The 19,156-nt window shown below is 57.0% G+C and carries 13 protein-coding genes and 4 pseudogenes; 2 read left to right on the forward strand and 15 right to left on the reverse strand.

Going from position 1 to position 19,156, the window contains the following annotated elements; genetic code table 11:
• Positions 1–155: 155 nt before the first annotated feature.
• The 14 genes and pseudogenes from AC1D10_RS31625 to AC1D10_RS31690 all read right to left on the reverse strand — a co-directional run bounded on the left by AC1D10_RS31625 (position 156) and on the right by AC1D10_RS31690 (position 14,621).
• Complete coding sequence (locus tag AC1D10_RS31625; RefSeq protein WP_477278805.1) at positions 156–1,082, reverse strand: LysR family transcriptional regulator; 927 nt, start codon at positions 1,080–1,082, stop codon at positions 156–158.
• Positions 1,083–1,202: 120 nt separating this feature from the next.
• Positions 1,203–2,105 (reverse strand): HpcH/HpaI aldolase/citrate lyase family protein, encoded by a 903-nt coding sequence (locus tag AC1D10_RS31630; RefSeq protein ID WP_477278721.1) that lies wholly within the window; start codon positions 2,103–2,105, stop codon positions 1,203–1,205.
• A 121-nt stretch (positions 2,106–2,226) separates the two neighbouring features.
• Complete coding sequence (locus tag AC1D10_RS31635) at positions 2,227–3,378, reverse strand: CaiB/BaiF CoA transferase family protein (protein WP_477278722.1); 1,152 nt, start codon at positions 3,376–3,378, stop codon at positions 2,227–2,229.
• Positions 3,379–3,392: 14 nt separating this feature from the next.
• Positions 3,393–4,646, reverse strand: coding sequence for a methylaspartate ammonia-lyase (locus AC1D10_RS31640; RefSeq protein ID WP_477278723.1), 1,254 nt, complete (start codon positions 4,644–4,646; stop codon positions 3,393–3,395).
• A gap of 499 nt (positions 4,647–5,145) precedes the next feature.
• Positions 5,146–5,394, reverse strand: a pseudogene (locus tag AC1D10_RS31645) (transposase); the annotation flags it as partial.
• Between the two features lie 6 nt (positions 5,395–5,400).
• The gene (locus AC1D10_RS31650) at positions 5,401–6,558 is read right to left on the reverse strand and encodes a M24 family metallopeptidase (RefSeq protein ID WP_477278724.1); all 1,158 of its coding nucleotides are present in this window, start codon (positions 6,556–6,558) and stop codon (positions 5,401–5,403) included.
• Positions 6,559–6,823: 265 nt separating this feature from the next.
• Positions 6,824–7,903: a phosphotransferase gene (locus AC1D10_RS31655; RefSeq protein WP_477278725.1), complete on the reverse strand. Its 1,080-nt coding sequence runs from the start codon at positions 7,901–7,903 to the stop codon at positions 6,824–6,826.
• Positions 7,904–7,917: 14 nt separating this feature from the next.
• Complete coding sequence (locus AC1D10_RS31660; RefSeq protein WP_477278726.1) at positions 7,918–9,246, reverse strand: aspartate aminotransferase family protein; 1,329 nt, start codon at positions 9,244–9,246, stop codon at positions 7,918–7,920.
• 879 nt (positions 9,247–10,125) lie between these two features.
• Complete coding sequence (locus tag AC1D10_RS31665; protein WP_477278727.1) at positions 10,126–11,220, reverse strand: M14 family metallopeptidase; 1,095 nt, start codon at positions 11,218–11,220, stop codon at positions 10,126–10,128.
• A gap of 336 nt (positions 11,221–11,556) precedes the next feature.
• Positions 11,557–11,949: a 3-keto-5-aminohexanoate cleavage protein gene (locus AC1D10_RS31670; protein WP_477278728.1), complete on the reverse strand. Its 393-nt coding sequence runs from the start codon at positions 11,947–11,949 to the stop codon at positions 11,557–11,559.
• Between the two features lie 196 nt (positions 11,950–12,145).
• On the reverse strand, positions 12,146–12,403 hold the full coding sequence (locus AC1D10_RS31675; protein ID WP_477278729.1) for a 3-hydroxyacyl-CoA dehydrogenase family protein: 258 nt from the start codon (positions 12,401–12,403) through the stop codon (positions 12,146–12,148).
• Between the two features lie 61 nt (positions 12,404–12,464).
• A pseudogene (locus AC1D10_RS31680) lies at positions 12,465–12,944 on the reverse strand (3-hydroxyacyl-CoA dehydrogenase NAD-binding domain-containing protein); the annotation flags it as partial.
• Between the two features lie 103 nt (positions 12,945–13,047).
• Positions 13,048–13,547: pseudogene (locus tag AC1D10_RS31685) on the reverse strand (3-keto-5-aminohexanoate cleavage protein).
• Between the two features lie 78 nt (positions 13,548–13,625).
• The gene (locus AC1D10_RS31690; protein ID WP_477278730.1) at positions 13,626–14,621 is read right to left on the reverse strand and encodes a succinylglutamate desuccinylase/aspartoacylase family protein; all 996 of its coding nucleotides are present in this window, start codon (positions 14,619–14,621) and stop codon (positions 13,626–13,628) included.
• Between the two features lie 894 nt (positions 14,622–15,515).
• On the opposite strand from AC1D10_RS31690, the pseudogene AC1D10_RS31695 reads away from it, so the two are divergent.
• Both AC1D10_RS31695 and AC1D10_RS31700 read left to right on the forward strand, forming a co-directional pair.
• A pseudogene (locus AC1D10_RS31695) lies at positions 15,516–16,878 on the forward strand (MFS transporter).
• 125 nt (positions 16,879–17,003) lie between these two features.
• Positions 17,004–18,440, forward strand: coding sequence for an amidase (locus AC1D10_RS31700; RefSeq protein WP_477278731.1), 1,437 nt, complete (start codon positions 17,004–17,006; stop codon positions 18,438–18,440).
• A 356-nt stretch (positions 18,441–18,796) separates the two neighbouring features.
• Here AC1D10_RS31700 and AC1D10_RS31705 read toward each other — a convergent pair whose 3' ends face one another.
• Complete coding sequence (locus tag AC1D10_RS31705; RefSeq protein WP_477278732.1) at positions 18,797–19,150, reverse strand: hypothetical protein; 354 nt, start codon at positions 19,148–19,150, stop codon at positions 18,797–18,799.
• Positions 19,151–19,156 lie beyond the last annotated feature (6 nt).

The raw sequence follows: 19,156 nt of genomic DNA on the forward strand, positions 1-19,156 counted from the left end.
TCCGAACCGTTTTTCACTCCTCTGCGATTTCACCGCGATAGTCGCATGTGGTCAAATATCGAATGTCGCCCAAAACCATCTCAAATCCAGATCGATACCGCTTACGCAGCCGCGAAGAGCGATAGTACTGGAAGAAAACTTCGCTTGGGGACTTGCTAGAGCCGGTCCGGAACCGTGGCTGACCAGTGCTTACCCTCGATCAAAGTCTTTACGACCTTAGGGATCAGCTTGCGGACCGCGGATACTGCTGGAGAGCGCTCATCTTTCGGGTTCACGGCAAGCACGACGGAACGGGTGATCACTGGATCAATGATTTTGACCGTCCGGACCAGGCCTTGAGACGCCTCTCTTTGAATGGCGGACGGGGTAAGGATGGAATACGCCTTTCCTTCCATGACCATATTGATGATCGTGGAAAGGGAGTCGACTTCGAACCTAACGTCCAGAACACAACCGTGCTGGGCAACGACATCAGCCACCGAACGCCTGACATTGTTGTTGCGCATGGGAACCGCCAAGGGAAATGCGTGCAGGTCGGCGAGCGCTATTGAATCTTCGAAGGGCGGTTGACCAGGCGGCACCACAAGGCAAAATTCTTCGCGAGCCAGCACCGCCATTTGCCCAACGCTCTCAGCAGTGCGGTAGAGAACAGCCAGATTGAAACGGCCAGCAGCCATCCACTCCTCCAGCGGTCCGGTCATCCCCTCGATCATCTTCAATGAGATCCTCGGCAATTCGCTTCTTACCGATTCAAGCAGGGGACCGCTAAGGACGCGAGCGGCTCCGGACGGAATGCCAATGGTCACCTCTCCGGAAGGAGCAGCCACCGAGTTGGTCAGTTCGGCCTCAGTGAGCTGAATTTCCTTCAGGATGGTCCGCGCCCGCTCGAGCAACTTGTCTCCGGATGCCGTGACGCTGACACCGGTTCTGTCGCGAACGAGCAGTTGAGTACCGAATCCTTCCTCTAGTTGACGCACATGCAGGCTTAGAGCGCTTTGAGCAACGTTGAGGGTTGCAGCTGCCTTCGTGAAACTGCCGGCTTCGACGACGCCGACAAAGTATCTTAGCTGCCTGATGTCCACGACGAAGAAATCCACCCGGGGCATGTTCCCAGTGCTTTTATATCTATCTCGAAACGAGATGGCAGGCAAGCCACAAAACTGTCGCATTAGGTTCAAAACCGCCTGCGTCCGCCTATAGGCTCAGCTATTGCTTGAGAGGGCGAGGATTTCGCGGGCGCGCCGCACCACTGGCGGATCGATCATTTTGCCATTCAACGAGAATGCAGAGAGGCCACGCGTGGTGGCATCATTTTCGGCCGCGACGACTTTATGTGCCCACTCGAGTTCCTGGGCGTTTGGCGAGAAAGCCTCATTGAAGATGGCCACCTGGGTCGGATGGATCGCCAAGGCTCCGGCAAAGCCTAGCCGCCGCGCATGCACCGCGGCTTCACGAAGTTTATGCGTGTCCGAGAAATCGCCGATGCTTCCTATGAAGCCAAGCGGGAGCAAGCCTGCCGCACGGGCGGCAAACAGAACAGAAAGGTTCGGCGTCAACAGAAGGTCGAATTCCGGGGTACCGCCAACAGCGGCACTGAAGTCTTCAGGACCAAGAGCCATTGCGACCATCCTTGCATGCGCTGAGGCAATAGCCGCAAGCCTTTGCAGTGCGCCCGGAGTCTCGATCTGAGCAAGGAACCGGATGCGTCCCGGCGCAAGATTTCTTTCCCGTTCAAGTTCTGAAACCGCATTCGCGATCTCTAATATCCAATCTGCCGAATCCGTCTTCGGAAGAACAAGCGCGTCAACACCCGCTATTACTGCTGCATCAAGATCGGCCGCCAGAGCGCGCAAACTACGATTCACGCGGACCAAAACGGATGCGCCCTTGCGAGCCACCTTTGCCACAGATTCAGGAAGCCGCTTCCGTGCCTCGCCCTTCTGATCCTGGGGAACGGAATCTTCCAGGTCGAGTATGACGCCATCCGCACCCCGCTCATGGGCCGTCTCCACAAATCGCGGTACGTGAGTGGGAACGAAGAGCAGGGATCTCCAGCGAGGTACAGACATCGCGCTTTCAACGGCCGAAAAGGTGTCCTTGATCATGGAGTCGCCTCTGCAATCAATCTTAGCGAGCGTGGCGGCGGTGGGCTTGCTGGATGGCCGATGCGTTGAGATGACCCAAGGTCCACAGGCTTTTCGCAAACCGCGACCGAACTCCCCTTACTCAGACGCGCGCGGCTCTTTCGCGCAAAAGCCCCAGAACCTCCTCGCGGACAGCGTCGGTATGAGCGCCAAGAGCCGGAACTGGGCGCAGCGAGGGGTGCTCCGAGTTGAAAATCGCCGCCGGCGCTATCGTCTCGACAGCTCCTTCGGGTGTTCCAACCTGCACCCTGCGAAGGTGTGGATGCCTTGAAACATCCACCACTTCGTTCAGTCGGCCATATGCAAGGCCGGCCGCCTCAAGCTCCTGCATCGCTTGGTGGCAGGAAAGTTCAGAAAACCGCCGTTCGATGATCTCATCAAGTTGCGCACGGTGACCGAGACGCTCCATATTGTCAGCAAAGCCAGGTGCGCGTGTAAGCGCCGGCTGCTTCAGGAATTTATCGCAGAAATTTACCCATTCGCGGTCATTCTGAACGGAAAAGATGACCTCTTTGCCGTCGGCGCAACGATAGGCGCCATATGGCGCAAGCGACGGGTGTTTCACACCCGCGCGAACCGTGTGGTAGCCGCTGTAATCGTTTTGCAGAACCGGCACGTTCATCCAGTCCGCGACGGCATCGAACAGTGACACCTGGATGCCTGTTCCTTCTCTGGTGACCTCGCGGTGGTACAGTGCCTGAAGAATGGCGCTATGTGCCGTCATGCCCGCCGAAATGTCGCAAACCGAGACCCCCACACGCGCGGGACCCTGTGGGTTGCCGGTGATCGCGCATAGACCTGTCTCGGCCTGGACGATGAGATCATAGGCTTTCAAATGGGAATACGGCCCTGTGTCCCCGAAACCAGAAATGTCGCAGGTGATCAGCCGCGGAAAACGTCGACGCAGATCCGCAGACGCGAAACCCAGTTTTTCGATACTGCCCGGCTTCAGATTCTGGATAAAGACGTCAGCACTGGCAATAAGCGTGTCCAGGACGGCGCGATCCGTCTCCAACCTCAGGTCCAGACAGACCGACTCCTTACCCCGATTAAGCCAGACGAAATAGGCACTTTGCCCACGTACCAACTTGTCGTAGTTTCGGGCAAAATCCCCTTCGGGCCTCTCAATCTTGATCACCCGGGCGCCGGCGTCCGCAAGGCGCGAGGATGCGTAAGGCGCGGCCACCGCCTGCTCCACGGCTACGACAGTGATCCCCTCAAGAGAGTTCTGCATACGACACCGTGCTTTTATCCAATTTTTTCGTTTTGGGTCCGACGATGGTTCAGCATCGCCAGCAACCGATTCTGTTCGTTCCCAACAATTGAGAATGCCTCGTCGACACCCATTCCGGGCTTTGCAAGCATCATGTCGGCCTGGGTTGCCACAGATACGTGGACGGAAGCTTGGGCGGAGAGATCTGTCTCGGTACAGCTTCCCCCGACATATGCGCCTACCTTATTCGCTTTGCAGAGAAGAACTGCCCGCGCTGTATCGGCAATTGAGCCGACATCCGGCGTCTTGATTTGAACGAGATGCGTGGCCTTCGCTTCGGCAAAGAGCCGGATATCCTCAAGCGTATTGCATCTCTCATCCACGACAATGCGCGCGCTGGAACCCCGGTTGTCCAAAATCGATACGATCTTGGCGTAGTTCTCAATTTGAGCTTGCGTCGAACCAAAATCCGCCGGGGACTCGATGTTGAGCGTGAAATCCGGGACTGTATCTGCAACCTTGCAGATAAAGTCGGCGATCCGTTGCGGCTCTAGGCCGATTTCCTGGCCGATCCAGCCATACACATCGAAATGCAGCACCGGATGGTATCCTGGACTGCCGATTTGACGCGTACGCGTCACAACCCACTTCACAAACTCCATGAAGGTCAGGCCGTCGACACCGAATTTCTGCCGTGAATTGATCAGACCGTGGGGAAGCACATCCACGGCTTTCAAAATCATCTTGTCGACGTTAAGTTCCCGAGCATCACCGCTCTGGCAATAGATCGGGACCCTGCGCGTTGGCAGCGGTAGGTCAAATTCACTGCATACGATCTCTGCCATTGTCGTACGTTGAAGGTGGGCTGCTGCGCGAAGGAGCGCCTGGCTGACGCCATACTCAATCGCGAGAGGTAACCGCTTGTGTCCGATGGGCTCGAAAACGTTCGCGCAGGCATCAAGGTAGCGAGACACATCGACATCGATAAGCCGAGGCACCACGACCCGCGACGTCAAATCCGAGATTTGCCAAGTTTCAAACAACGCATCGCGTCCACCGGCACCAGAATACTGAACGCTCATCATATCGCCCCAAACGACGGTGTCGTCGACAAGGACAAGCCCGATACTTAGCGAATTTGCCGGAACGCGAATGGATTGGAAGGCGGGCGTCGTGGGTTGGCCCACATAGACAAAACCGTCCTGCGAGGCACCCGCTCTTATGGCTGCCTGATCGTCGTAGAAAAACGCGCCGTTTCCTGGCGCGAGGAGTACATCTTTGATCTGCACTTCAGTTCGCTCGATTTCTGCAGGACGGTGTTGACGGGCGGATGCGGTTGGTTCCTGCGAAGTATGTGCCAGTTGGCATTGGGTCCGCCAATATAATGTTCCGGGCTATGTCATCGCGTTTTGAGATGGCCAGTGCCTATTTTTAAGACCGCCGTCGCCTCTTTTGTTCTTGCACTACAATATGTCTGCTTCGCTCGCTGATCCGGTCATCATACGTCTAACCGTAGGTCAAACAGAACAAGACAGATGCGGCCGACGCCGACCGAAGGGTCACAAGACCGAACATGGGGTTCGTGCCGGTCAAGAGCGCGAGCAGCAGCCTATTCTTGCTATGCATTTGGTCCCGACCCTTGCTGGTGCGTCAACGAACGGCATCGATCGATGCAGTTCGGGAATTACACGGTGAGTTCGGTCCGCTGGCCGCAAAGGGAAGCATCAGGGTCGTCATGTTGCGTCGGCGCATCGAAGGAATGGAACCCAACTTGCTACTGCAACAGATCGGCTCGGCGCCCAAGGTGCCAATCTTTATGGCCTGGACCTTTCGCCGGCGGTCCGCGTTGACGCCGACGGCAATGATGGCGGGAGACTATTCGCCCAGCGCGCGGCGGACCTTCAGGCAGGTGGCGTCGATCCACAGTTACGGCCAATCGCCCTCGATCAGCCGCTCGACGAAGGCTTTCGCCTTGTCGTCGATTTCCTCGCACAGCCGTGAGCCCTGGCTCTTGGAGATGCCGCTCATCCCCGCTGCGACGCATCACGCGCGATAGAGTGTGTGTGGTGTACCGCTGAGTATTTCCGATCCGCGCTCCGTCACCAAGACAGTCTCGCTACAGCCAAATAAGTAACGACCTTCTCCAATGAGAATGACGGGCATATGGACGGTCATATTGGCCTGAAGGACGTCCAGTGCGCTGGGCTCCAGGCTGATATTGCCGCGTTCGCCCCATGGGGACCCGGTCTGGTATCCAACCCGATGATTAAGGGCTTTGGGTCTAACAGATCGCTCGATCACCCTTCGGGCGGCCGCGTCCACCTCTCCCGCCGTTACACCTGGCCTAATTGCAGCGATGGCGGCTTCAAGTGCCTCCTCCGCCAAAGCATGCAGGGTCTCGGTCTCTGCATGCTTGCCAAGCACTGCACCGCGAACCAGAGGCCCGGCATACCCCTGCTTAATGCCGCCGACTTCAACCATCGCAGGTTCGTTGTTACCCATTGGATGGCGTGTCAGCTTCGTGTGCGGCAGCTTCGTCCTCTCGCCAAATCCGACTGAGACAAGCCTGACGTCCTCGCCGCCGGACTTGGTAACCTCACTCTGGATGGCCACCGCCATTTCAGCTTCGGATATGCCGGCCCTCAGAGACCGCTGAAATGCACGCACGGCCACGTCGGTCGCGGCCATCGCATGACGCATTGCATTAATCTCCAACTCGTTCTTCACGGCCATAACTGATGAGACCAGACGAGAGGCATCGGCAATCTTCATTTCGGGAATGAGGGTCTGAAGCGCATATACATCCGCTGGAGCGAGGCCCCAGCAGCCCAACTCGAACCCGACCTTCTTGCCTGCTAATCCCGACCTCCGTAAAACGTCGGCAGTCACTTTGGCAAAATCTGGTTGCTCTGTATAACCAACCAGCTCATCAATGCAGCTCTCCGCGCGAACGCCAGTGAACTCGTATTCCCGGACTACATATATTGGAGCCCTTCCCGGCACGAGAATCAACGGAAACGGCATGAAATACGCCCCCATTCCATCGTATCCGCTGAGATACTGGAGATGACCGTGGGCGGTGACCACGAGTGCGTCCAGCTCGGATCGAGCTATCTCTTCAAGCACCTTGTTCTGCCGTCGTTCGTACTCTGATTTTGGGAACGGTGCGCCGGTGAAGGGAATCGATTCGGCCGTAGTCATAGATAACTCCTTATCGTTGGTTGTAGTCGGTCAAATTGAGGGAAGAGATAGGCCCCCTGGGGCTACGTTCCGTACTCGACGGCCACGGACAGTCGGCTAACCAATATGCGCTCCCAGATGCAATCTGGCGTCCAAAGAAGAATTCCCGATCTCCTGCGTTCACGGATACCGGGACTAAACATCTGAAATCGCATACGATCGCCGAGGTACTCAGGTGGTGGTGGGCAACGTTCCCTCAAGTGCCAACTACCTCCTATCGTTGGGCTCAAGCACCAGGATCACCGGCGCGGTAGCGGAATCGCGCGACCACATCATCTAGTGGTGCGCCCATGGCCCGCTCTAGGTTCGCCCAGTAATACTCGGCACTAGCCAGTAGCTCCTCGCTCTGGTCAGGTGCGCGCTCCGCCTTCCAGTATCTGATCAACGCCAGCATGGTGAGCCGCGCGAGAGCCGCAACTGGCAAAAGTGGGAGTTCTGACTGGTTTATCGGCCTGCTATGCTCGTACCCGGCGACAAAGGCAAAGGCATCCTCCCAAGGGTTATCCTGAGAGCGGCCGATCAGGTGCGCGACCGTATTGGCAGGATCGAAGATCACCGCGCTATGGACAGTGTCACCAAAGTCAAGGATGGCCGTAACGAAGACATCGCTATGCGGATCCACCACGACATTGTTGGGAGCGTAGTCACCATGGATCACTTGCATTTCAAGACTTGTCAGCCTCGGCAGAACGACTTCTTCAAAGAGCCTGAAGACCCGTTGAGCCAGCAATCGGTGCCTGGGGTCTGGCGCGTAATCGACAAGTCCCGCCCAATGGGGGAAGTGCTTAATGTCGTAAACTAAGCTGCGCTCGGCAGCTGGATGCCCGAATAATCGCAGCGCAATGTTTACTCGCCCGAGCATGTCTCCCACCTTGGTCAATTGCTCGACGTTAGCATCCATTTGTTCCCATAACAGGCCTTCGACAAAACAGAAGACGCTAAGTGTTCGACACGTGTCATCCCCCAAGTCGATTGGAACGCTATCCCTTCGCTCAAGGGTGGGCTTGATCCGCTGGATCGGCAAGGCGTGAGCGGCGTCATCAAGATAACGCATCGCTGCAATCTGCAACGCCGTAACTTGTTCCGGCTCGTCGGACGGTGACACCTTTACCAGGTATTCATTCACGCCGGTTTTGAACCTGAACGTATGGCCCTTTTCACTGCCCAATCGTTCAACCCGTCCGCTGAGCCCGTAGTGCCTTTCAAGCATGGTATTCAAAAACAAGGGGTCGATAGATTGGCTTGATGAGAGCAGGCTACTCTCCTCCAGAAGCCGTTGCAGCATTGCGCCAGATAATGTGTTCATGTTGCTAGAGTCCTCTAGAGCCGCTGTTTTGCCACGATGGCAAAGGTCTCAAGGAATCGAGACACATCGGCAGCGGTGAAGGCGACTGGAGGACGAACTTTCAACACGTTGCCTGCGGAGCCGGTCCGGCTGATCAGAACTCGACGATCCCGAAGGTTCTTAATGATGCTTTCGCAACGAATGGGATCAGGCTCGAGTGTCTCTCTGTCCTTGACGATCTCGACACCAAGGTACAGCCCGCTGCCTCGGATCTGCGCAACATATGGAGAATCCCGTGTCAGCGTTTCAAGCCCTGCCAGCAAGGTCGCTCCGTTCACGGCTACGCGTTCACGCACATTCTCCTGCTCGAAAACATCGAGCACTGCGGACGCTGCGGCTACGGAAAGCGACCGGCCGCCCAGTGTGTTGAAGTAGCTGACTTTTCGTCCGAATTCATCAGAGACCTCCGGGCGGAAGGCAACGCCAGAGATTGGAAAACCGTTCCCAATCGCTTTGCCCATTGTGACGATATCGGGAACCACGCCGTGCCGACTGAACCCCCACATCGAATCCCCGAGTTGAGCGAACCCCGATTGAACCTCGTCAGCAATGTGGAGGCCGCCAGCGGCATGGACCTCATCGACCATTGCCTGCATGAATCCCACAGGGTGAGTAAAAATGCCGTCGGAGGTAAAAGCGGAATCGGCAATCAAGGCTGCTAGCCGGTATCCGTGCCGTTCGAGATCAAGAATCGCGGCACGCACTTGATCCCGCATATAATTCTCGAGGGATTGCCCGGGTGCGCAGAGCCTGGGATCAGGAGCGGAAATGAGTCGGACGTTTGGTCCGAGCGGGGATCCTGCCCCTAGCATTGGGGAAAAACTGGCGACTTCGCGCGTGCGACCGTGAAACGCCCAACGCGTAACTATGATACCCTCGCCGCCCGTATGGTACCTCGCGACCCGAATTGCTAGGTCATTCGCTTCAGATCCAGTGCAGGGCAAGCTTAGCTTCGACAGCTCAACTGGGAAAGTTGCAAGTAGCCGCTCAGCATAGGCGACCAGCGCTTCCTGGGGGTAGCGAGTATCAGTGTTGACTGTGGCAATCTGGCGGGAAACGGCATCCGCAACGTGCCTGTGGGCGTGGCCGACGCCTTGAACGTTGTTAAACGCATCGAGATAATCATTGCCGTCGATGTCTATCAAGTGGGCACCAAATCCCGAGACAAACTCCACCGGAATCGTCTCGGAAAATTGGTAGCCAGGACCGAGGACTTCGCCACGGCGTCGGATGATGTCCTGGAGTCGTTCTGGCAGATCGCTGACGCCAATCGCATCAATCTGCTTGGGGTTGCGCGAGCTCATCTCAGCGCGACAGCACGATCGAAGAAAACCGCTGGAGTTTTCGTCGGGTCCACTGCTATCTGGTGAATCAGAGCAACGCATCGCATAAGAATGGCAGGTTCAGCCTCGACGCGAGATGTTGCGATCGTTACGCTAACTGCTGCAAAAAAACATTCGTTCATTCGAAGTGCCCTGTAGGCTGCAATCAAATCCATGCCTTTGATCAGGAATAGACAGCCATCGGCCGCCGCAGTCCAATTCCGTTTACAGATTGTTGTCTTCTCGCGACGAGATGACAACTAGCGAGGCGATAATTGGAGCAGTGCGAGCATGCGTCAAGCACGGCGCTGGTGGGTCGCAATGCGCTGACCCCGTTTCGCCAGCGCGCTGCGGATACTACCCACAACTGTCTGTCCCCGGCGACGCCCCGCTCCTTGGGCAAGGCTACTTGAGGTGCGTGAGAAAGGGCGGCGAACTCGGGTTAATGAGCTACGATGGTTGATTCCGTGGGTGCCCCGTCGCCGACAAACGCTCCATCAAGCTAAGGCGAAAAGAAGCCGGATCGAGCAGCGGCTACCTCGCTTTAATAAACCAAGTCAGTCGTGCAATTCCGGCTACCAGTTTTCGACCTCTTCGGCGACGCAACCGCCCTCGCTGTTAATCATGTAAAAGGTACCGGTGTAATCCGCAGGATCCGTCGCAACGATTTTTCTGTAGGCACCGAGAGCCGACGCTGCGGTGTATTGCACCGTTCGACATCACCAGAGTTTCGAATTGTTCGTTTGCAACTCGCCAGCGCTAGGTGAATTGCTCAAACTACCGCCGCGGCAGCTGAACGTCATCCCTGACTGCTATCGGCAATGCTCCCTGCTTTGTCTGGCTATGTCGGCAAGCGGCCATCTACCCTGAAGATCTGAGGCCCTCAACCATCTGCCTATGCACCTGACGGCTGCGCCAAAGAATCATTTCGCGCCAATCCTCCGATCTCGGATCGTAGTGTTCGCGAAGACGGAGTCGGATGGCTCGTGCAAGGTCCGGGTCAGCGTCGGGATGCTTCGCTAACCAATGATCCTCTCTGAGGACCCTTCGACCGTTCTCCGGATCGAACGTACCGAATTCGAGCGCTACGTAAATGTGGCGCTCACCTATCAGCCGCTGCCAAAACTCATCAACGCAGCCCCGTATCGGCACTGACGATGAGGTCCCAAGATCAGGCGAGGTTACCGATCTGCCGAACATTGCCAATGCACGTTCATAACCAGCAAGCCCAGAGGGCTGCTCGGTCTGAAGCTCGCCGTATCCGAAGGGGCCCAGGCCGGTATGTGCGTCCACAATCACCACCCGATCCCGGGATTTTAGACAGAAATCGTCCGAAATGCTCTCTAGCGTCAAACGCGAATGGCTGGGGCCGAAGCCTCCGAAGAATACGCCGTCGGGATAACTATACTGTCCAGCCTTTCGCGCGGTTTGGAAGGCGACTTCGCCATTCTCCTCGCGAAATTTCTCAATAGCCAGCTCAGAGGCTTCAAACTCGGGACCACTTATCAGTGCTGGGACTAGATGATTGGCAAGATCGTCATACCCCGGATTAATCGGAAGAGGCTGCGAGAAGTCCACGAAATTGCGATTAAGGTCACAACCCTCTTCGGTGACGCGGCGGTTCCACGCAAAACCATATGGGTTTAGTGCATGTATCAGCAACATCGCCTGGTCCGGCCCCAGCGAGCTCGCATTGCCGCCTCGCATCCAGTCCACTTGCCCAGCCGAGCCGCAGTAGCCCTCTACGCCGTGTGTGGCCGAGATCAATACGCTCACGTGACACGCGTCTGGATTGCCGAACCACGCGACATCGGTGAACAATTCCTCGCCACCCGGTCCCCGGGCGGGCGATTTGTATGATTTCACAGACTTGGCGAGCTCGAGGAACTTCCGGCGCGCTTTGAAATACGTGTCGGAAAAACTTTCGGAGATGTCCTGCAGTATCACGTCGCGCATTGTCAGTCCTTAACGATCAACTCGGTCAGTCCTTAAGGATCAACTCGAGGCAGGTTTTCGATGAGTGACTCGTACCCATCCTCAGTGAGGATTAACGATCGGGTGATGGTAGTGCCACTCTCTCTTCGAGACAAAGTCCGATACGAGGGGGAACGACACTTCGGATTCAAGGAATTCGGGCTCCCAAGAATGCTTCCAGTCTCTGTATTTTGCATCGGGGGGGAAATACCAGAGTTAATTAACCAACAATAAGGTAAGCCATTTTCTGTCTTGTCGTGGTGGCCGCCCGGAGGCGTTCTACTTTGGTTAGCGTAAGGCCGCCACCCGTAGATACATTTAGGACCCGTCACAGGATTGCTTGATGCGTAGCAAAAACCCCGTGAAGAGGTCTGGGTTTGGGTCGGGCTTACCGTTTTCGGGATTCCGGGCAAGTTGGATGATCGCTGCGGCGACCTCGGCAGCTTCAATACTCGCCTCGCCTATTTCCGACGGAGTAATCGGCAGATGCTCGGAGATCGTGGGGGTGTGAATACGGCCCGTTGGCGCACACGACCTCCCGGTAGTCCTGCGGGATGGGCTGTATGTTGTTATCCGCAACAGGCATAACTCGCAGATCCAATGTTTCGTTGACTGGATCACGCCCGTGACCGCCGCAGAATCCGAAACGCTGCGCGCGCCGCTCCAATAGAAACTTCTTTGTTGATAAATCGATGATGGTTTGCCTACCACCTTCGAGCACCGGCAATAGAACTGGCTTTGTTCAACACGACCATCCTCAATGCCTGCCGCCTCGGAACTTTACTTGACCCGGAGCGGAGCAATCGCCTTTTGAATGCTGGCGATAAGAGCGTCGCGTTGCGCAGAGAGGTTAGCCGGAGATTGCCCGTCGGCCTCCTGCTCAACGCCCGATACGAGCTTCTCCGCTCTAGGTGCAGCACACCAAGATCATCCCACCAGCGGTTAAAGCTGTCGGTGTAGGTTCACAGAACGCTCCGAGGCCGCCCTCACCCGCCCCGAGGTGGAAAAGCATTGTCGGGCCCATGGCGGCCCAACGAAGTCCAGGACCGGACCACATAGCCTTGTCCACGTCGCCGACGGATGCGACACCTGTCTTGACGAGATGGATCGCTTCGCGCCAGACGGCGGCCTGCAAACGATTCGCAACATGGCCTGGGGATCTCACGATTGACGCGGATGGTCACTTTGCCGATTGCCGCGTAGAACCGCTCCGCATCTTCGACCACCCCACCGGCGGTCTGGTCATTGCCCATTATCTCGACAAGCGGAATGAGATGCGGCGGATTGAAAGGATGACCGAGTACGAAGCGAGACGGATTGCCCCAGCCTCTCTGCATCTCCGACAGCGTCAGGCCCGATGCAGAAGTCGCGACCACAGCGTCGGCTGCTAGATGAGCTTCGATTTCACCGTAAAGAGCGTGCTTGATCGCGAGCCTTTCAGGGACATTCTCCTGTACGAAGGATGCACCTTCGACCGCTTCAGCTGCAGTTTTGTTGAACCGCATACGGTCGGGGCTGCCATCCTTGACCAGCCCGATTTCCTCTAACGAGGGCCACGCCCGTTCGACGTAATCCCGAATGCTTTTTTCCATGTTGGGAGTAATATCGTGTACCGCGACGTCCCTTCCGGATGCTAAAAATAGGGCAGTCCAGCTGGCACCGATGACCCCTGCCCCGAGGACCGCGGTGTTCTTGAATTCAGTCATTGTCGTATCCCAGGTTGAAGCGCGGCTCGGTCCAGCGTCGATGGTAAACTCTTCGGTGATCCAGGCCTAGTTCCGGCCGATTATGAGAAGATTGCCTGTGGCGTTAGAACGCCACTTTGTCCGCGCCTTTCAAACCGAGACGCTGCCGTGCCTCATCCGGGGTTGCGACTGTTCTTCCAAGGTGTTCGACGATGGATCTATCTTGCGCACTTGCTCCGCGCTGAACTTCTTCGATGTAGAGGCTGTCCTCCAAGCAGACCCGCAGGTCACCGCCCAGCAGTGCAGCCTGCGGGTGAATTGCACCCTGATGCCTCCCGGCAGCAAGCACCGACCGCTCGTAGCTTCTCCCAAAAAGCTTTTCAGCGATGGTACGCATGTGCACAAGGTTACGAGATCGGGACCGACGCCGCCGAGAATGCCAAAGACCATCTGCATGAAGAATGGAGGCTTGATCCAACCATGGCCGAAGATCCACGCACGATTGTAAAGGTGGCTTAGGTCGTAGCACTCGAACTCGAACTTCGTGCTGTGACCCTCGCCGAGTTCCTTGATCGCGTATTCAATGTCGGCGAAAGTCTCGCAAAATACTTGGTCCCGGGTGATCTGCTGCGCCTGGCACCGCCCGGCATGTCACCGTTTTCCGCTTGATCTCCTGGGTGGTTGACGACGAACATCAGACCCTCAGTGAGCTAAGGGTCGTGCGAGTATCGCCACTTCTTCGTCGCCTTGGACATACAGTGCTGATCGGATTGCGAACACGATAGATTTCGATTGCGCGCGAATATCGATGGAAGCAGCGGACAGCGAACCCATCGGATGTAGGACGCCTACCACATCTCCCTGCTTCACTTCATCCATCACCGAGCAGCGCGGTTCGAAGATGCCCGGCGAAGGCGATTTCAACTGGTCGGAGGCAGTTGTTTCCAGTGTTTGGCCGGACTTCTGCTGACGGAACGTCGAATACTCGGCCTTGCCCGCGACCAACCCTAGCGCAATGAGCCCGTTGCGAACCCCAGCTTCATACATGGTAAGAGCTTCGGCGCTAACTACGCCGCCGCCAAATTCAGTGCAAATGAACGTTTTGCCCTGTCTATGCACGCAAGTATCGAACATTCCATCCGTTTCGTTGTGCTCCCAGAGCAACGTCACCGGCAACTTGAATGCCTTCGAAATGCTGACCGTCTTCGTCATCTGATCGATATCGGCAATAGGGTGTGAGATGATCGACGGTGCACAATCCCAGGTCGGCCCAAAACTGTGCAGATCGAGAACGGTGTCCACCATAGGCAACAATAGACGCGAAATCGCATCTGCGATCCGTTCACTTACCGAGCCATCCGATCGACCCGGAAACACTCGGTTGAGGTTCTTTCCGTCAATTGGCGTGTTGCGGGTCCAAGCTTGCACGGCAAGTGGATTGATCTCCGGTACGATGATAATCCTGCCGCACCTCTGCGCTTCGGGAAGCCATTCAACAAGTCGCCGAGCAAGAACCGGGCCTTGCAGTTCATTGCCATGGTTTCCGCCAGTGATAAGTAGGCTGGGTCCCTCCCCTCTATTGCAGCTGAAGACCGGGAGCGAAAGAGAGTCGTAGTCCGCACCTTTGGGCACAACAAGGTGCCCCGTGCTTACGCCAGGGCTGTCGAGATCAAACGTAAGATGGGGTGCTTCGCTCATTTTTCATCCCTATTCGAGTAGCATGGCGACCAGGAGCCGGTGTGGGTTTTTCCGTTTTATGAGTATGCGCCGGACTGTCTTCAATAGGCCAATATAATCTTCCGAGCGGTACCATCGCGCTCTTAGATGGCCGCCGCCTGACTCGATGTTCACAAGGGCGCTGCGACAGGCACGTTACGCCTGGCCCTGTACTATCGCGCCCTTCGATGCCGCTCCTTCGAACGGCCCGGCAGATCTCAGTAGGGTCGGCGGCTATCCCCCCAAAAAGATGTGCGGGAGAGATCAAACCGGTCACGCTGAATGTAGCGCACCGCGCCACGAGAAGCCCGCGCGAAACTCGGCCCTATGATCGTCCGGCAGCGATAGCGCAAAGTCCAAGACCAGCCGAGTAATCGGGCGCCGCGCGATCTGTGAGGAAGCGCTGGGGCGTACGCTTGAAGGACGACGTAGCGCCTGGGTGCCTGTGCTTGAAATTTGTTCGGATGAAATTTCCCCTTTAGGTAGGCGCTCGTACTCTGATCTTGGGAAGCGACCGGGCGGACCTTCTCGGTTGTCGTGCGGCGCTGCACTGAGTTGATCCCTTCACGCGGCGGAGGGAAGAATGGATCGGAAGTCATAGTTGCAAACTTAGGCGTAAGCCTATGCATTATCGCCTCCGCTGTCTGATCCGGCAAAACGGGTGCGTTCCAGCAGTTTTGGAAGTTCACCCCCTTAGCATCTCTCGATATCCATTGAAGATTGCATATCGCGTCACTGTTGTGGTCGATTGTCTGCCCAGGACCATCTCGCTGCTAGATGACCATAATACAAAGACTGCATTTGACGCGTTCGATCAGTAATCGGATCGTGTCCCGCCAAGTGGTTTAGGTCGGCGGAACACAATCGGTCGGAGCAATGAGCAGAGCGGCGGGCGCAGATACAGATCGAAGTCCGCCAGCGACTTTTGCGCTGCTCAGGAACTCGACATTTCGCTCTATCTGGCTCGCCACGCCGGTCTCAAGCCTCGGCTGGTTGATGCAGACTGTTGCCATCAGCTGGCTGATGGCGACGATCTCGACTTCCGATCTGATGGTTGCGCTGGTATAGCCTTCACCGAACCCGCCCGCGTTCATCTTATCTGTCTTCGCCGGGGTGCTCGCCGACAATTTCAGCCGTCGCAGGGTCATGTTCGCCGGCCGCTGCCTTATGGTGATAGCCTCTGCGATGCTGACCGCTGTTGTGGCGCTGGGCTTTGTCAGCCCGTGGATGATCCTCGGCTTCAGCTTCTTGATCGCAAGCGGCGTTGCTGTCAACAATCCCGCCTGGCAAGCGCCTGTCGGCGATATTGTGGATCGGCGCGACGTTCCCGCTGCCGTCACTCTGCTCTCCGTCGGCTTCAACACTGTCCGGACCGTAGGCCCGGCACTCGGCGGCATCGTGGTTGCCTCGTTCGGGCTTATGGTGGCCTTCTGTGTGACCACCCTCACCTATTTGGTACCCCTGGCCACCATATGGCGCTGCAAGTGGAAGGTTCGCTCCACCCCTCTTCGACGCGAGTCGATGAGGACGGCGATCTATGATGGATTGCGCTTCACGGCGATGTCATCGGCGATCGCTCGTAGAACCCTCTTTGGCCTGGCTGGCATCGCCACACTCGCGCTGCCCCTGGTTGTTCGCGACCAGTTGAGAGGAGGACCACTCGCCTATGGCACGCTGATGGCCAGCTTCGGGGCAGGCGCTGTCTTTGCCGGCATCTCCAACAGCTTGTTCAGACGGAGCTTGTCTCAAGAACGGCTGATGACACTCGCCTGCCTCGCCTGCGCTTCATGTTCTCTTTCCCTTGCATTGACCTCGTCGATCGTAGTGGCGGCAATAGCATTCGCCTTGGGCGGCGCGGGGTGGGTCACCGCATGGCCCGGGGTTGGCGTATCTGGTACCCGCGGAGAATCTCGAAGCTTTCCTGGACCTTATGCGCCAGCGTCGGCATGTGCACAGCCGTGTCGGGGCTCGATACTGGACGCTCCAGCGCAACCTGCAGAAGCCCTTGCGATGGACTGAGACATTCCGTACGCCGACCTGGACCGACTACCGTCGCCTGAACCATCGTCTCACCGAGGCAGACAAGAAACCGGACGAGAAAATTCTCCTTCTGCACAAAGGAAAGCATGCACCGCAAACAACGTTGTCAATCGAGCGGTCAACAAGTGCCCTCGCAAGTCAACGCCATATTTCCCTCGCCATTGAATCGGAGGGAACAAGCGCCTCAGGTCGAAGTTGATGCGCACTGCAAGCTGCATAAAGATGCGTAAGAAGGGATGTCAATGCAATATAACAACATCAAAAAGGCAACAAGCAATGGCTACCATCGCGTGTCTAACAAACAGAATGTAGAGGACTTGTAAAATGAAGAGTCATTTACCTGTGCCAACATCTCTTGACAGGCTGACGGCATGCAAGTGCCTGGAGCTATACCGAAAGCGGCAGGTCTCGCCCGTTGAAGTCGTCGATGACTGTCTCAGCCGCATCGACGCAAACAACCCGACGCTGAACGCATTTTGCGTGGTCGATTACCAAGAGGCTATGTCTGTTGCCCGGGCTTCGGAGGAGCGCTGGATGAAGGGCGAGCCCGCCGGAGTTCTCGATGGCATTCCGGCCACCATCAAAGATCTGACATTAACGCGGGGCTTGCCGACGAGGCGTGGATCACTGTCCGGGAGCGCCGACGGACCTTGGACAGACGATGCGCCCGTTACAGCGCGCATTCGCGAGGCTGGCGGCATTATCCTTGGCAAGACAACCACTCCGGAGTTTGGCTGGAAGGGTGTTACAGATAGCCCCCTCTATGGCATCACTCGTAACCCCTGGAACCCTGACCTGACACCAGGTGGATCCTCGGGCGGCGCCGGAGTCGCGGCAGCCCTGAACCTTGGCTTTCTTCATCAAGGTAGCGACGGTGGCGGATCAATCCGTATACCGGCGAGCTTCACAGGAACCTTTGGCTTCAAGCCGACCTTCGGGATCGTTCCGCAATGGCCTGCCAGCGCCATGACCACCCTGTCTCACTTGGGGCCGATGACCCGCACCGTTGCGGATGCGATCCTGATGATGAACGTCATCGCGCGAAAGGACGCTCGCGACGGTTATGCGGGACCCACTTATCCCGGTCTCCCGGTCGATCCGCTAAAAACCCTCAAGGGTCTGCGCGTCGGCTACAGTCGAGACCTTGGGTATGTGAAGGTGGCCCACGACATCCAAAGAGTTACCGATAAGGCGGTCGACCAGCTTCGGGCTCTCGGAGCCGAGGTGGTGGAAGTCAATCCAGGGTTCGCAAATCCGGTCGAAGCATTTACTACATTTTGGTATGCCGGCGCCGCTCGTATCCTGTCGCGAATGGATGATAGGCAAAGGCAACTCTTAGATCCAGGCTTTCTCGAAGGTGCCGAACGCGGCCTGACGATCAGGCTGGCCGAGTTCCAGGAAGCGGAGGCGGTTCGGTTCGAGCTTTCCGCTCTCATGGCGAAGTTCCACGAAAAATATGATCTTCTGGTCACCCCCACGATGCCGGTCGCACCGTTCGCAGTCGGACGGGACAGACCAAACGATGGTTTCAAGGGGTGGGTCGACTGGACGCCCTTCACCTATCCCTTCAACCTGACACAGCAACCGGCAGCGTCCCTTCCATCGGGACTGGATGATCACGGGCTCCCCGTTGGGCTACAGTTGATCGGTGCGCGTTATTGCGACACCACCGTTCTTAAGGCGGCTTATGCGATCGAAAGCGGCCTGGGACACCTTTCTTTGCCGAGTAACCGCGTTGCCGCCGTCGAAGCTTCGGAGTGAGGCCATGTTGAGACTCTCGAAGGTGGCCTGGTTCACTCTCCATCGGCGGAAAAACTCTGTATGTGCTAATGTCCTTAGCCATAGCCGTTTCTCGCGTTCCATCCGCTTGCCTCTGTTACCGAATATACGGAGACCATATTGGCCGCCCGAGCTGGCCAAGGCGCGTTGCGTTGGGGTGGGACACCCCGATTACGCTCCTTGATGAAGGAAGCCTCGTCAGGAGGCCAAGCTCGCGCTCGATCTGGAGGAGCGTCACGTCCGAAAAGTATCACGAGGGGGTTCGCATGCCATCTCCAGCGTGTGCAGCACCACAGAATCAGTTCGCGTTCCTTGTCCGCCGGCACCTGATATTGAGCTCATGGATCCAGCCATGCGGCGCCACCATGCCCTTCGGCCACCAGCCGCCGCTGCTCGTCCGGATAACGGAGCGCGCATACGGCCGGCACGAAGAAGCTGGCCCAGATATCATTCTTCGCCAGCACATTGAGCATGCGCGGCACACCGACGCGGTTGCCGTACTGGCCCTGCGACATGCGCCCGAGGGAGTTGCCGCCGACGAACAGCTCGTTGGTCTTGTGGTCGTTATCGGAGGAGAGAGCCACGGCACAGCGTTTGCCGTCCTTCCATCTCTTAGGCGTCAACGAGCGGCCCGCCCGCACCTTGTTGACTTTGGAGCGCCAGACGTCCTCGCTCCACTCCCACGGTTCCATGTCGAT

It is taken from the genome of Mesorhizobium sp. P2_A8 (genome assembly GCF_056404935.1).